Source organism: Actinopolyspora mortivallis (assembly GCF_003001495.1).
In the GTDB taxonomy this organism is placed as follows: Bacteria; Actinomycetota; Actinomycetes; order Mycobacteriales; family Pseudonocardiaceae; genus Actinopolyspora; species Actinopolyspora mortivallis_A.
Map to the genome: position 1 here is coordinate 22,577 of NZ_PVSR01000020.1, position 13,513 is coordinate 36,089.

The window sequence follows — 13,513 nt, forward strand, 5'->3', positions numbered from 1 at the left end:
GTTTCACCCCCATCCCGCCCATCGGGCCACGGCGGCGGTGAGGCTGGTGACCACGATGCCGAGCCCGACCGGCAGCAACGTGGCCACCGCGGTCCACGTGGCGCTGCGGGTTTCGTGCCAGATGGTGAGGATCGTGGTTCCGCACGGGTTGTGCAGCAGGGTGAACAGCATCAGGTTCACGGCCGTGAGCAGGGTCCAGCCTCCCGCCTGCACGAGCACGGTGGCGGTCTCGGCGGTGCCGAGATCGAGCAGGACTCCCTGTTCGGCACCGAACAGGTTCGTCCCGAGCGTCATCGTCAGCATCAGGATGGTGGGAACGACGATCTCGTTGGCGGGAACAGCAACGAGGTAGGCCAACAGGATGATGCCGTTGAGGCCCATCAACCATCCCAGCGGGGCGAGCAGGTCGACGAGATGAGCGGCCAGGCTCGCGTCGGCGACGGTGATGTTGCTGATCAGCCAGGTGACCGCACCGGCCGGTGCGGCCATGGTCACCGCCCTGCGCAGCACTTTCAGTGTGCGGTCGATAAGACTGGTGTAGAGGGTGCGCCAGACGCGGGGTGGGCGGTAGGGAGGCAGCTCCAGGGAGTAGACCGAGGTGGCGCCCCGAAGTACCGTTCGCGACAGTCCCCAGGAGACCACCAGGGCGGTCAGCACTCCCAGCGCGGCCACCGTGGTGACCGAGGCCGCGGCGACCACCGCAGCCAACGGGGGCGGGGCGAGCTGTCCGAGGAAGACGGTGCCCAGCAGGATGAGCACGGGCCAACGGCCGTTGCAGATGCTGAAGTTGTTGGTGATCACCGCGATCAGCCGTTCCCGGGGACTGTCGATGACGCGGGTGGCGGTGACCCCGGCGGCGTTGCAGCCGTATCCCATCATCATGGTCAGGGCCTGTTTGCCGTGGGCTCCGGCCTTGGCGAACAGCCTGTCGAGATTGAACGCGACCCGGGGCAGATAACCGAAGTCCTCCAGGATCGTGAACAGGGGAAAGAAGATCGCCATGGGCGGAAGCATCACCGCCACCACCCAGGCGGTGGACAGATACACCCCGTCGACCAGCAGGCCGCTCATCCAGTCCGGCAGCGACAGGAGTCGGGCCAGCCGGGTCAACTGTTCGTGGCCGTGCTCGACCAGCAGGCCGGACAGCAGGTCCGAGGGGACGGCCGCGCCCGCGATGGTGAACCAGAAAACCCCGAACAGCAGCACTCCCATGGCCAGGAACCCCCACACGCGGTGGGTCAGGATCCGGTCGAGGAGTTTGTCCAGGGTGGGACGGGCTGGTCGTTCAGCGTGGGACAGGCTGGTGGCGCTGATGCGGGCCGCTTCGGCGTAGAGGGACTCCACGATGTCGTCCCGGAAGTTCTCGGGAAGTTCGGCCCGCAGCCTGTCGGTCTCGTCGAGGATCGGGGAGCGGGTCATGCGTCGGGTTCCTCCGGGACGGTCTCCGAGCGGGGTCCGGCGGGATCGGCCACGAGGTCACGCAACCTGCCCTCGGCGACGGCGCGTTCGAGCGCCGGGTCACCCTCCAGCAGTCGCAGCGCGACCCATCGGGGATTGGTCACACCGGGGACGTGCTGGGTGATCCGCTCGGCGAGGTGGCTCACCGCGCGTTCGAGCCGCCGGTTCCGGTGGACGACCCGGCGCCCGTCGAAGGAGTCGGGGGACAGTGCCACCCGTTCGAGCGCGTCGAGCAGGTCCTCGATGCCGGTGCCACGGCGTGCCGCCATGCCCACGGCGGGCACTCCGAGTTCGCGGGAGAGGTGCCGGAAGTCCACGGTGATGCCGTGGCGGCGGGCCTCGTCGACGAGGTTGACGGCGACCACCACCCGTGTGGTGATCTGCAGGATCTGCAGCACGAGGTTGAGGTCACGTTCCAGCCGGGTGGCGTCGACGACCACCGCCGTCACGTCGGGGCGTCCGAACACCAGGAAGTCCCTGGCGATGTCCTCGTCCTCGCTGGTGGACAGCAGGGAGTACGTTCCGGGCAGGTCGACGAGCTTGTACCTGCGTTCGTGGTACTCGAAGCCGCCCTCGGCGCGGTCCACGGTCTTGCCCGCCCAGTTTCCCACGTGCTGTCGCAGGCCGGTCAGGGCGTTGAACACGGTGCTCTTGCCGGTGTTGGGGTTTCCCGCCAGGGCGACGACCAGGTCGTGTCCGGAGGGATCCACTCCCAGTCGGCGCAGGTTGGCGGCGTTGTTGAGCGCGCATGTTCCGCACGCGTTCGTGGTGGGTGGCGAGGGGGTGGTGCTCATCGTGGGTCTCACCCCTGATGGCGGTCGACGTGGATCCTGCCCGCGTGGTTCCGGCGCAGCACGAGCAGACTGCCGCGCACCAGGTACGCGGTCGGGTCGCCGAGCGGGCTGCTCCGGTCGGCCCGGATCCGGGTTCCCGGCAGGATTCCCAGGTCCATCAGACGCCGTCGTTGGGGGCCTTCGACGTCCAGGGCGGTCACCGTCGCGGTCTCCCCCGGGGAAAGCCGGTCCAGTGTCGTGTTCATGTCCGGGATCTCCCTCCGCCGGAACACAGAGTTTCCAGGAACCCAACACATGTTTCGCCAAGCCGAAAACACAGCTGTGTTACAGCGTAACCACCTCGGAGAGGTCGGGAAAACAGGGGGCCGCGAGGTCGGCGGCGCACCGGGACGACTCTCCTGGCTACCGGCGCGGAACCACACCGGCCGAGGCCACTTCCGGCGAGCACTCCGACGACAAGTCACCGAAGGAGGTCCGGATCGAACCACCGGGAGTCGAGCACCCCGTTTTCACGTTCCGTTCCCGCGGAACCAGGTCACCGTTTCCCGCCTCCCGTTAGGATCACCCCACGTCAGCACCTGCGCACGGAGGAGGAAACGTATGACGCGCTCGTCGGCCCCGCGGGACGTCACCGGAAACGGAGCACGGCGGGAGCGCGGCCGGACGAGAGGGTTCGTCCGGAGTCGCATGAGGCGGGTGACGGCCGCCGTGCACGGCGCGGTTCTGCTGCTGGTGGCCCTGCCGGGCTCGGCGGTGGCCGAAACCGTGCCCCGACGGATCCCGGCCGACTCCACCTCCCTGGACCGGAAGTGGATGCCGGCCTTCGACTACGACGGGGACGGATGCTATCCCAGCGTGGCCGTCGGCCCGGACGGCACGGTGAACTCGGGACTGGACAACTCAGGGGCGCTGGACGGGCAGTGCCACGACCTCTCCGACCTGGAGAACTCCAATGTTTACGCCCGTTCCACGAGCAACCACGGCTGGCGGGCCCACGTGTACGACGTGTACTTCCAGAAGGACCAGGCCGTTCCCGGTTTCGACGTGTTCGGACACCGACACGACGTCGAGCACGTGGTGGTGTGGGTGCACGAGGGCCGTGCCCGCTACGTGTCCACCTCGGCCCACGGCGAGTACGACGTGCACCCGGCCTCCGCCGTCGACTGGCACGAGGACACCCACGCGAAGGTCGTCTACCACAAGGACGGCGTGGGCACCCACGCCTTCCGACTGGCGGGCGCGGACGAACAGCCGGAGAACGAGCTGGGACGCTGGCACTATCCGGCCCTGGTGAGCTGGGAACGCTTTCCCGGGGACACCCGCTCGGTACTGAGCGGGGCCGACTTCGGCCATGCCGCGCTCGCGATCACCGACGGGGCGTTCCGGGACAACCTCGCCGCGGCCGAGCCCGCCGGTATCCCGTTCGATCCCTACCTGTGAACCCGGCCCCGCGACCGCGGGGTTCGGCGGGGGAGTGGGGCGGTCACCACAGACTCATGTGGTGCAGCCGGGGCCACAGCCGGGACCAGGGCTGTTTCGGATCCTCGGCGACCCAGATCCTCATGCCCTCGTAGTAGGTGGAGGCGGGCAGGTCGGTGTTGACGGTGCCGACCTGCCGTACCGACTCGAACAGCTCTCCCAGTCGCTGCCGGTCGGAGCCGAGGTAGACCACCCGCCGCACCCGCTCGGAGGGGTGCCCGAAGTACCAGAACCCCCGGCTGGGGCTGTAGACCTCGGGCAGGCCGTGCTCGGGACCGAAATGGTGCAGCGCCCCGGCCGACCAGTAGTCGTGGGTGACGACGGCTTTGGTGTTCTCGCTTCCCGGCAGGTCGTGGTACTCGGCGGCGAGCTGCTCCGTGATCGGCTGCCACCCCAGACTGGCCGTGGCCACCACGTTCGCCGGCCCGATGGACGAGACCGGGGCGATGGGCAGCGTGTGCACCGCCGTGGGAACCGCCCACAGGTAGGCCGCCACCACCCCGGCGGTCCAGCCACGGAACAACCACCGGTACCGCCGGGTACGGGGACGTCGCCGCCACCACTGCTGCACGAGGACGGCCCCGGCTGCGAACAGCACGGCGTAGAAACCGGCCAGGTAGTAGGAACGCCCGCCGCTGGCGGCGAACACCGCCGTGAGCAGCACCGCCGTGACCCCCAGGAACCGGTACTCACGCAGCCCACGCGCGAACAGCAGTCCCCCCAGCCCCAACAGGGTCAACGTGGAACCGATCGGGCCGACCTGGGTGAGCAGCACCTTCAGGAAGGACTCCACCCCGCCGGTCTCGGCTTCCACGACATCGGCCATGTCCAGCTGTGGCCAGCCGTGACGCCACTGCCACAGCACACTGGGCAACGCGGCGAACACGGCCAACGCGCCGCCCGCCCACAGCCCGGGGCGCCGCAGCAGTCGCCGTGGCCCGAGCACCACACTCACCGGCACCAGCACCACCCACAGTGCCGGGATGAGCAGTTTGAACTGCAGCGCCAAGGCCGTGACCGCCCCGGCGGCGAACAGCAACAGGTCCCCCGAGTCGCCGGTGGGGTGCCGGCGGACCCAACGCACCAGCAGCCACAGCACCCAGGCCCACATCGTCTGGTCGAACGAGTAGGTGACCAGCAGGTGCGCCGAACCCACGAAGTGGGGGGCCAGCACGCAGGCGAGGGCGGTGCAGGTCTGTGCCGTGCGGGTTCCCCCGAGTTCCCGCGTAGTCAGCGCCGCCAGCACGAGGTAGCCGATCGTGGACAGCAACGAGGGCAGCCGCAGCGCCTCCAGCGAGTCGGGGAACAGGGCCTGCATGGTGCGCGCGACCAGCGGCACTCCGAAGGGCTGGTCCACGTACCCGAGGGAGAGATGATGTCCCGCCGCCAGGAAGTACAGCTCGTCACCGAAGTAGCCGTAGCGCGAGGCGACCAGGGTTCCCACGGTGAGCACGCCGAGGCCGAGCACGGTGAGCGGAAGCCACGCGAAGGCGGGAAGCCGGTGGGGGACGGACGGGCCGGACTCACGCAGCGAAGTTCCGGCGGTGGCCGGGGGTGCTGTGGACATCACGCTCCGAAGTGGCTATGGGGGAACAGCCCGACAGGCACGGGGCCGCACCGGAGTTGTCACGGGCGGAAGGCCCCGCTGTGTCAGCGTTTCCTCGGGGGAGGGTCCTTGCGCAGCAGATCCGGACCGAGGATCCGGCGTACGACCCGGCGGGCCAGGCTGCGTCGTTTCTGTGGGGGTCCCGTCGTTTCGGAGGAACCGTTCCCCGAGTCCGCCGCCGTGTCCGGGGAGGGGGGCTCGGCGGGCCGCTGCTGGCTCGCCGGAGGCGCGGCGCCGGGCGGTGGAGCGGGTTCGGTCTCTCCGGGCTCCTCCGCGCTCTGGGGTGGTGGGGGCGGCTCCGGGTTCAGGCGTTTGGCGAACTCCGGTGCCTGCTCCCGGATGGCGGGGATGAACGGTTGCGTGACCTCCAGTCGTTCCGTCCACGGGGCCGGGTTCAACGGCTGGTCCGGAGGAACGAGCTCCCCCTCGATGCGGGTGGTCAGTGGTCCCGCGTCGTCGGTGAGGTCACTGTGCGGTTGTTCGTGCGGCACCAGAGGCTGGAACCAGGGTCGAGCACGGTCGTCTTGAAGTGTCATCCGTATCGACTCGTGATAGGAGCAAACGGCCAGTCCCACCGGAGGGTGAATCCCTGTCCGGCGTACCAGAGCCTACCGGTAACACTCCGATTAAGCACCACCCGCCGAGGGTGTGTGGCCGAACAGGGCAGCTCAGAGGTGTTGCCCGAATGCGTCACACCCGTCGTGCGCCCCCGGCTGGCGCGATCTCGGTGTGACGAACCCCGTCCCGACGGGACGCTCGGGGCCGTGTCGGCGTGTGACCGCGTGTCCGCCGGAGCACGGTCGGTGACCGTTCCGGCTTCCCGGATGTGTGGGGCACCGGTATCCGGCACCGGTGTTGACGAACTCCTCGGCGACCGGAGGCCCAGGGGGCGACCAGGGATCGCCGTTGCCACCTTCCCGGGAGCGCGGAGAGTTCGAAGGCCCCCACGCGTGAAGAGACAGTCACCTTTCCGGAGGCTTGTTCCGGACACAACGTAATAGACAATCCTCCTTTTGAGTGTGATCACAACAATTGTTCCGAAACGGGAGGTAAAAACACCCGGAGAAAACGAGTTCCCGTTCCGAGCGCGGCAATGACACGATCGTGCATTTCCCGACACGAATCGTCCGCACGGGAATCAGTGGATACTAACCTCGAACGAGAGTCGGAACCGGTGCTTCTGCCCGGATTTCTCGACATTGGAGCAGACTTCGGCAGAGGTGAGCACGGCGACGGGTGTCGACCAGGAAAGGACGGAGAGGTGAAGTGGAATCTGCGGCTCGTGGCGGCCCACCGGGGCATCTGGAAGGCGGGAGAGTTGCAGCGCAGACTCGCCGAACACGGATTGCACGTCTCGGCGGGGAAGCTGTCCGGTCTGTGGTCGGGCACGCCGATCAGTCTGAAACTGTCCGATCTGGATGTCATCTGTGAAGTGCTGGACTGCGACATCGGGGAACTGTTGACACCGGAACCGGGTGTCTCCTCCGGAAAGGCGACGGGCGACCGGTCGGGGCGATGTGAGAACGACGAATGAGTCGTCCTCCCGACGGGCCGTCGTGGGGACGGGTGGGATGCGGATTCGGCGTGAACGACGGTGGGGCGGAACCCACGAGGCAGCGGTGTGTTCCGTCGTTGCGCTCGCCTGCGGCCTCCGTCCGAGCGATCACCGCGCAGGCGACAACGAGCCGGTTCCGCCGTGCTCCGATAGCGTGAAATACCACCGCGAGGCCGTGCGGAGTGCGACACTGCCGCCGCACCAGCAGCCCTCCCGGTGGGCACGCACCACACCGGGACACGCGAACCAGCACCGGTGAGGAGAGACCATGACCGACGCGGCAGTCCCCCACGGGTTCGTTCCCACCTCGACCTCGTGGACCAACGCGTATCGGGGCTGGATCCTCGGGTTCGCCGGACAGGAGGAGTCTCGGCGTCCGGTGCTGCTGCACACCGAAACCAGCGGTTTCTCCTGGTCACGCCGGGCCGCGCCGCAGGTCGAGGTGAGCGAGTTCTCCGGGCACGTGCGGGTGCACGCGATGACCGAGCGGGACCTGCTGGTCACCAACGGCGAAACCGTTTTCGCCACGCACGACGGGGCCACACACTGGCACCTCGTGGAGCTCGCCGAGGCGGGCAACCCGGCGCTGGTGGGGGATCTGGCCTCCAACGAGCACTTCTGTTACGCGGTGGTCACCTCCGGTGATGAGGAGACCAGACGGACCCGTCTGCTCGTGTCACCGGTCTCCGAGTCGCGATGGGAACCGGTGACCGGGATCGAGGTTCCCGGTCCCGCGGGCGGATCGGTGGTGGCGACGGGCGGTGCCGCCTTCGTCGCTCTCGGAGGAGGGGGCGTTGCCGGGCGGTACTGGGTCAGTGACAACGGGACGGACTGGCGGGAGAGCACCCCGCCGTGTGCGGAGCCGTACGTGGCCACCTGGCTCACGGTACCGCCGGCGGATCCGTCCATGGTGTTCGCGTTGTGCTCCTACCAGGCGGACCAGCCCCCGGGCCACACCTACAAGGACCTGAAGTGTTCCCTGGGGCAGGGGGAGTTCCGGACACTGGGTCGAGCACCGGCACCCGGAATCAGTCGGGGACTGGCCGTGTCCACCCCGCTGTCGGTGGTGGTGAGTTCGGTCGGGGGCGGTTTCGGATTCCTGTTCCGTTCCACCGACGGCGGAAGGGAATGGGAGACCGCGCTGCGCCAGGAACCCCCGATGTTTCTCGACCTGGATTTCCAGGACCCGGTGCACGGGGTGGTGCTGCGGGGCTCCGGGACGGGACGACACGGTGCGGTGCTGCGCACTTTCGACGGCGGGGCGAGCTGGCAGGGGCTGTCTCCGGGCTAGGCCGCCGTGGACGGCTCAGGAAGCGGAGGAGTCCTGGTGGGGCCGGGCGGAGAGGATCTCGGTCAGACGCTCCAGGGCGGGCATGGCCGTGGCCAGGGCCGTTCTGTCCTCGACGGTGAGTTCGGCCAGCGCCCGTTCCAGGGTCTGTCGACTGGCCCTGTCGTAACGTTCCAGCAGCCTCCGGGCTTGCGGAGTGATCGACAGCTTCACCGTGCGTAGGTCCCGGTGGGTGGTGTTTCTGTCCACCAGGCCGGAGGAACGCATCGTCCGCACGAGATTGCTGACCGTCGCCGGCGAGGTGCGGAGCTGTTCCGCTGCCGCCTTGGTTCCGAGCGGGCCCTCGTCGGAGAGCACGCGAAGCAGCTCGATCTGCGCCTCGGGCAGGTCGGGGAGGTCCTCGGCGGTCCTGGTCGAACGCAACACGGCCCGCCGCAGCGGGCCGATCAGGCGGCTGAGCGAAGCGGCTGTGGTCACGGGAACAGTGTGACACACTTTATTTTGACTCAAAACTAGTTTGAGACAAAAATAAAGGTGTCCGGCACCAACGCACAGGGAGGTGTGTGATGACCGCGCTGTTCCCGGCCGCTCCGGAACAGGACCTCACCGGCATCCTCGGCAGGCACTTCATCTACACCTACGCCAACGGATGGCGGTACGAGATGTACGTGAAGAACGCCGAGACGATCGACTACCGCATCCACAGCGGGATGGTGGGGGGACGCTGGGTCAAGGACCAGCCCGTCGACCTCGTCCGGCTCGCCGAGGACAGTTACAAGATCTCCTGGAACGAACCCACCGGTACCTCGGTCAGCGTCAACGTGCTGTTCGGCCCGCGACGCCTGCACGGGGTGATCTTCTTCCCGCGCTGGGTCCACCAGCATCCGGAACGCACCGTGTGCTTCCAGAACGAGCATCTTGAGCGGATGAAGCGTTACCGCGACCAGGGACCCACCTATCCCGTGTTCACGGTCCCCGAGTTCGCCACCATCACCTTCGTCGAGGACAGGAGCCTTGACGATGAGACCGTCATCGCCGAACCCCCGGAGAGGCTCCCCGAGGGCTACACCACGCGCGTCAACTGATTCCCCGCCGGCCCCGTCCGTGGGCGGCTCACCGTCGAGTCCCGGGGGTACGAGCAGCGCGATGCCCGCCGTGTCCGACACGGACGTTCCCGCGGCAACCGTGCCGAGTGGGTGGGCTCTCCGGGAGCGGGGGGCGCGAAGCCGCGGTTACGGTCAGGGGCGTGACCATAGCCCGTTCGGTGAGCCTGTTCCTGGTGGCGGCCCTGTTCGAAATCGGTGGTGCCTGGATGGTCTGGCAGGCCGTGCGGGAACAGCAGGGGTGGCTGTGGGCGGGTCTCGGCGTGCTCGCCCTGGGTCTGTACGGTTTCGTGGCCACGCTGCAGCCCGAGGCCCACTTCGGGCGGATCCTGGCCGCCTACGGCGGCGTGTTCGTCGCCGGATCGCTCACCTGGGGGGTGGTGCTGGACGGCTACCGTCCGGACCACTACGACGTCATCGGGGCGTTGGTCTGTCTGGTCGGAGTCGCCGTGATCATGTACGCCCCGCGCCGCCGGTGACATCCCGGTGTCGAGGCCGTCCGCACGGGCCACGCCCGGGCCGTACCGGCGACAGGAGGCACGCTCCTGTCCGTGTCAGACTGTTCGCGATGAGCGAGCACGACAGGGAACCCGTGGAGCCCGATTCCGACAGCGGCGAGATCGACGAGAACACTCCGAACATCGCCCGCATGTACGACTACTTCCTCGGAGGCTCGACGAACTTCGCCGCCGACCGGCAGGCGGCCGACCGGTTGCTGCGGGTGTTTCCCGGAAACCTCGAATGGACCCACATCAACCGGGCCTTCCTGGGACGAGCCGTGCGCCTCTGCGCCGAAGCCGGAATCGACCAGTTCCTCGACCTGGGCTCCGGCATCCCCACCAAAGGCAATGTGCACGAGATCGCCCAACAGGTGAACCCGCGGGCTCGTGTGGCCTATGTGGACATCGAACCGATCGCGGTGCGTCACGCCCACCAGCTGTTGGCCGACCACCGACTGGTCACCGCGACCCGTGCCGACGTCCGCGACCCGGCGGCCGTGTTGGCCGCTCCGGGGGTCTCCGAGCTGCTGGACTTCCGACGTCCCGTGGCCGTGCTCGCCGTGGCTATTCTGGACATTCTCGACACGCCGGACCCGGTGGGGCTGGTCGCGGCCTACCGGGACGCCTGCTCGCCGGGAAGCGCTCTCGTGCTCTCCCACTCGGCGGTGCTGGACATCACCACCGAGGAGGTCGAAGGGGCCCAGGAGGTCTTCGAGACCACCACAACCCCGACCCTGACCACCCGCAGCCACGCCGAGATCCTGGAGATGTTCGACGGTTACGAACTGCTGGAGCCCGGCCTGGTGCCCAGCGCCGCGTGGCGACCGGAAGAACCCGTCTCCGAGGACTACGCGGCCCGCAGCAACGCCTACGCCGCAGTGGGGATGCTGCCGGCCGACGACTGAGGCGTCCACGGGAAGCCCCGTCTCAGAGCGTCCGGACTCCGGCGACCGCCACCGTGGGAGTCACCAGCACCTCTTCCGGGGGAGTGAAGCCGGGAACGCTGCCGAGATCGTGGCCGCGGTCGGCCACGCGCACGGTGAGCGCGTCGTGGTGCTGGTCGAGAACCAATCTCACCTCGACGCCCTGCGGAGGTGTGCCGTCGATGAGGAACCCGAACTCGTCGTCCGCCGGGGCCACCGACAGGTCTCGTCCCCCTACGGTAGCGGCACGCACCGTGGCCTGCTCGTTCGCGATCCACATCCCGACACCGGTGGCTCCCCTGGGCGAGGACAACCGCAGCAGCAGCTCCCGACGGCCGTCTTCCCCACGTCGGTCCTCGATCACGTCGAGCCGTGGTGCGCTCTCGTCCATCGCGGGGGCGGGGCCGTGGAAGAGCTTACGGCCGTCGAGCCAGGGGAAGCTGTCGTCGAGCACGGCGGGCTGTTCGGTCAGCCGCGCTCGGCTCCATCCCGTGTCCGGTTTCCTCGGGGATGCCCAGTGTGCTCTACCGGTGGCGGTGTTCAGTGCGTACAGGACGTGTTCCTGGCGTGGAGGCGTCGCTTCGCTGCGGTTGGCGACCAGACCGGTCGCGGTGAGAGCCGCGACCAGCACAATCCCCAGCGCCGGAACCAGCGCGTGTCGACGGACTCGGACGCGTCGCGAGTCGGGGGAAGGAGGCAGGCCGAACAGCGGCAGAGCCAGCCAGACGAACAGGGAGAGGAACACCACCGCCAGCACCCCGCCCATCCCGGCTCCGACCGCGAAAGCGCTGAGGGCGTTCGGTCCGAGCACGAGCGCGGCCGGGACCAGCGCGAGTACGAGTATCACGGTCCGAGCGGTATCGTGCCGTCTGGGCAGCAGTGCCGTCAGCAGGTGTCCCAGCACGGCCGGAAGCAGGGGAGGCAACAGCAGGGCGGAGGCGCCGGGCACCGTCCGCGCGGCCACCACGCCGCACAGGGCGAAGGTCACCAGTCCTCCCGTCGCCAGCGCCGGAGTTCCGATACGACGGCGCGCCAGCAGGTAGCAGACAAGGAGTAGGCCGAGTCCGGCCGACGCCATCGCCAGGCGATAGGGCTCGGGGCGATAGACGGTTCCGACTTCCACCGAGGCCTGCCCCGGGTCGATCGCCAGAGCTGTCCGCCACACGGCCAGCGCCACGGTGCCGGCCATCGCCATAACGGCGACAGTGACCCCCACCGACATCCCCACACGCGGCAGTGTCAGGTCACCTCGACGGTGACGCAGTGCCGTGACCAGACCGACCAACGCGAGTGCCATCCAGGCGAGTGGCTCTTCGAGCGCTGCGGGCCAGCGCAGGAGACCCCACGGTGTGGTGATCACCAGTTCGCGCCCGCTTCCGGGCACTGCCGTCAGATCAGTGACGGCGAGTTGTCTCGTTATCGCCAGGCTGGCCTGCCCCATCTGCTGCAACGCCGAACGGCTCAGGCGGTCGGGGGTGTCCAGCGGGGTGTGATAGTAGGCTCCGCCTCCGATGACTGCCGTGTCGTAGGAGTGCAACCCGCCTTCGGCGAAGCGGGTGACATCGGTGTCGTTGGGCAGGGCCTCGAACGCGGCCTCGAAAGCGGAGTTCGCCACGGGCTCCGGAGCGGCGGACAACACACGCAGCAGTTCTCCGTTGGGGGAAGTGGTGCGGAAAGTGGACGGTGTGCCCGCGTTTCCCCGTGCCTCGTGGTTGAGCAGCACCGTGGTTCCGAGTTCCTCAGTGTGCTCGCGGACAAACGCCTCGGCTCCGAGCAGGCCGAGTTCCTCCGCGTCGGTGATCAGCAGCATCACGTCGTTGCGGGGTGCGTATCCGTCCGTGCTCAGTGCCCGTGCCGTTTCGAGCAGGACCCCCAGGCCGAGACCGTCGTCGGCGGCTCCCGGCGAACCGGGCACCGAGTCGTAGTGCGCGGCGAGCACCACCGTTCCGCTGGGATCGGTGCCGGGCATCCTGGCGACGATGTTGGACACCGCGGCGAGTTGTCGGGTGCCGGTGGAGGAGGGGTCGGCTCCGACACCACGCCGGACCTCGATGGTCCAGCCCCAGGAGTCGAGCCGGTCGAGCAGATAACGCCGGGTTTCGGCATGGTGGGCTGATCCCACGGGACGGGGTTTCTCGGCGATCCGTTCGACGTGCTCGGCCGCGCGTGCGGCGCTGAACACTGAGGGGGGAGCCTCAGCGGGGAGCGATTCCGCCGGGCCACGATCGACCGTGGCGAGCACGCCGACCAGCACCAGGACGAACAGTCCGGCGAGAGCGCCCCATCGGGATCTGGCATGGCCCTGTTCCGACCTGTCCGCTGAGGAGCCCATGAGGGGAATCTAGCCCGAAAAACGGAGAAGGTGAACCTCGAACCGGCGAGGAGTATCCACTTTCGCTGCTGCGGTGGCCCAACCGTGCGCTGTAGTGTTTGTCATGCCCGCCCCTCACCCACATGTACGGATCTCAGTGGGGTTGAATGCGTTCCCGGCAGGGTGGTGTATTACTGGTGGCATAGACACGCCGGACTGTTTCGATCTCCGTTTGAAGGCGGTCTCTCCACGCTGCGAGAGCGCAGCGCAGTACCTCGGGAAGGTCGGTCTCCCCCGTGGATTCCCGGAGTACGTGGTCGATGGCGTGTGTCAGTGCCAGTGTGTGTTCGGTCTGTTCGGGTGGCCGCAGGGTGCTGGTGATGATTTTCCATCGCTCGTACTGCTGTTGCAGGTCGTGCATCGCCGTACTGGCACTCGTGGCTGGGCTGATGTGGTGTTTTGGCACGGAAATGAGCACCTTTTTCCTCGTGTGATC

The 13,513-nt window shown here is 68.2% G+C and carries 14 protein-coding genes; 6 read left to right on the forward strand and 8 right to left on the reverse strand.

The genetic code is table 11. The features are described from left to right. Positions 1-3 precede the first annotated feature (3 nt). The 3 genes from CEP50_RS12210 to CEP50_RS12220 are packed head-to-tail and all read right to left on the reverse strand — an operon-like array spanning position 4 to position 2,497. A complete protein-coding gene (locus CEP50_RS12210; protein ID WP_106114073.1) occupies positions 4-1,419 on the reverse strand; it encodes a nucleoside recognition domain-containing protein in 1,416 nt (471 codons plus the stop codon). Then, a complete protein-coding gene (locus CEP50_RS12215) occupies positions 1,416-2,252 on the reverse strand; it encodes a FeoB small GTPase domain-containing protein (RefSeq protein WP_106114074.1) in 837 nt (278 codons plus the stop codon). The genes CEP50_RS12210 and CEP50_RS12215 overlap by 4 nt, the downstream gene beginning before the upstream one ends. Before the next feature lie 8 nt (positions 2,253-2,260). Continuing rightward, a complete protein-coding gene (locus tag CEP50_RS12220) occupies positions 2,261-2,497 on the reverse strand; it encodes a FeoA family protein (RefSeq protein WP_106114105.1) in 237 nt (78 codons plus the stop codon). 355 nt (positions 2,498-2,852) lie between these two features. Here CEP50_RS12220 and CEP50_RS12225 point away from each other — a divergent pair, with 355 nt between their 5' ends. Further along, positions 2,853-3,692: an NPP1 family protein gene (locus CEP50_RS12225; RefSeq protein ID WP_219905446.1), complete on the forward strand. Its 840-nt coding sequence runs from the start codon at positions 2,853-2,855 to the stop codon at positions 3,690-3,692. Positions 3,693-3,735: 43 nt separating this feature from the next. Here the strand turns inward: CEP50_RS12225 and CEP50_RS12230 are convergent, their stop codons facing one another. After that, positions 3,736-5,298, reverse strand: a complete 1,563-nt coding sequence (locus CEP50_RS12230) for an ArnT family glycosyltransferase (protein WP_106114075.1) — start codon at positions 5,296-5,298, stop codon at positions 3,736-3,738. 83 nt (positions 5,299-5,381) lie between these two features. Then, entirely contained in the window at positions 5,382-5,873 is a 492-nt protein-coding gene (locus CEP50_RS12235; RefSeq protein WP_258175181.1) for a hypothetical protein, read from the reverse strand. A 725-nt stretch (positions 5,874-6,598) separates the two neighbouring features. Between CEP50_RS12235 and CEP50_RS12240 the strand changes: the two genes are divergently transcribed. Together CEP50_RS12240 and CEP50_RS12245 are read left to right on the forward strand one after the other, a co-directional pair. Then, positions 6,599-6,871, forward strand: a complete 273-nt coding sequence (locus CEP50_RS12240) for a helix-turn-helix domain-containing protein (RefSeq protein WP_106114077.1) — start codon at positions 6,599-6,601, stop codon at positions 6,869-6,871. A 289-nt stretch (positions 6,872-7,160) separates the two neighbouring features. Next, on the forward strand, positions 7,161-8,183 hold the full coding sequence (locus CEP50_RS12245) for a hypothetical protein (RefSeq protein ID WP_106114078.1): 1,023 nt from the start codon (positions 7,161-7,163) through the stop codon (positions 8,181-8,183). 15 nt (positions 8,184-8,198) lie between these two features. On the opposite strand, the gene CEP50_RS12250 is transcribed toward CEP50_RS12245, so the two are convergent. After that, positions 8,199-8,657 (reverse strand): MarR family winged helix-turn-helix transcriptional regulator, encoded by a 459-nt coding sequence (locus tag CEP50_RS12250; protein WP_106114079.1) that lies wholly within the window; start codon positions 8,655-8,657, stop codon positions 8,199-8,201. Between the two features lie 89 nt (positions 8,658-8,746). On the opposite strand from CEP50_RS12250, the gene CEP50_RS12255 reads away from it, so the two are divergent. The 3 genes from CEP50_RS12255 to CEP50_RS12265 all read left to right on the forward strand — a co-directional run bounded on the left by CEP50_RS12255 (position 8,747) and on the right by CEP50_RS12265 (position 10,688). Continuing rightward, positions 8,747-9,265 (forward strand): phenolic acid decarboxylase, encoded by a 519-nt coding sequence (locus tag CEP50_RS12255; RefSeq protein ID WP_106114080.1) that lies wholly within the window; start codon positions 8,747-8,749, stop codon positions 9,263-9,265. Positions 9,266-9,426: 161 nt separating this feature from the next. Further along, positions 9,427-9,762 (forward strand): YnfA family protein, encoded by a 336-nt coding sequence (locus CEP50_RS12260; RefSeq protein ID WP_106114081.1) that lies wholly within the window; start codon positions 9,427-9,429, stop codon positions 9,760-9,762. Between the two features lie 89 nt (positions 9,763-9,851). Then, positions 9,852-10,688 carry an SAM-dependent methyltransferase gene (locus tag CEP50_RS12265; protein WP_106114082.1) on the forward strand — a complete coding sequence of 279 codons (837 nt, stop codon included), beginning with the start codon at positions 9,852-9,854 and terminating at the stop codon, positions 10,686-10,688. A gap of 22 nt (positions 10,689-10,710) precedes the next feature. Here the strand turns inward: CEP50_RS12265 and CEP50_RS12270 are convergent, their stop codons facing one another. Next, positions 10,711-13,038, reverse strand: coding sequence for a M28 family peptidase (locus CEP50_RS12270; RefSeq protein WP_106114083.1), 2,328 nt, complete (start codon positions 13,036-13,038; stop codon positions 10,711-10,713). Positions 13,039-13,171: 133 nt separating this feature from the next. Continuing rightward, positions 13,172-13,483: a hypothetical protein gene (locus CEP50_RS19915; protein ID WP_146134803.1), complete on the reverse strand. Its 312-nt coding sequence runs from the start codon at positions 13,481-13,483 to the stop codon at positions 13,172-13,174. Positions 13,484-13,513 lie beyond the last annotated feature (30 nt).

What these genes read in the sequence shown, in the direction of transcription:
- CEP50_RS12230 (WP_106114075.1), bottom strand. Translation starts at nt 5,298, where the DNA reads ATGTCCACAGCACCCCCGGCCACCGCCGGAACTTCGCTGCGTGAGTCC.
- CEP50_RS12265 (WP_106114082.1), top strand. Translation starts at nt 9,852, where the DNA reads ATGAGCGAGCACGACAGGGAACCCGTGGAGCCCGATTCCGACAGCGGC.
- CEP50_RS12235 (WP_258175181.1), bottom strand. Translation starts at nt 5,873, where the DNA reads ATGACACTTCAAGACGACCGTGCTCGACCCTGGTTCCAGCCTCTGGTG.
- CEP50_RS12245 (WP_106114078.1), top strand. Translation starts at nt 7,161, where the DNA reads ATGACCGACGCGGCAGTCCCCCACGGGTTCGTTCCCACCTCGACCTCG.
- CEP50_RS12215 (WP_106114074.1), bottom strand. Translation starts at nt 2,252, where the DNA reads ATGAGCACCACCCCCTCGCCACCCACCACGAACGCGTGCGGAACATGC.
- CEP50_RS12270 (WP_106114083.1), bottom strand. Translation starts at nt 13,038, where the DNA reads ATGGGCTCCTCAGCGGACAGGTCGGAACAGGGCCATGCCAGATCCCGA.
- CEP50_RS12220 (WP_106114105.1), bottom strand. Translation starts at nt 2,497, where the DNA reads ATGAACACGACACTGGACCGGCTTTCCCCGGGGGAGACCGCGACGGTG.
- CEP50_RS12255 (WP_106114080.1), top strand. Translation starts at nt 8,747, where the DNA reads ATGACCGCGCTGTTCCCGGCCGCTCCGGAACAGGACCTCACCGGCATC.
- CEP50_RS12210 (WP_106114073.1), bottom strand. Translation starts at nt 1,419, where the DNA reads ATGACCCGCTCCCCGATCCTCGACGAGACCGACAGGCTGCGGGCCGAA.
- CEP50_RS12225 (WP_219905446.1), top strand. Translation starts at nt 2,853, where the DNA reads ATGACGCGCTCGTCGGCCCCGCGGGACGTCACCGGAAACGGAGCACGG.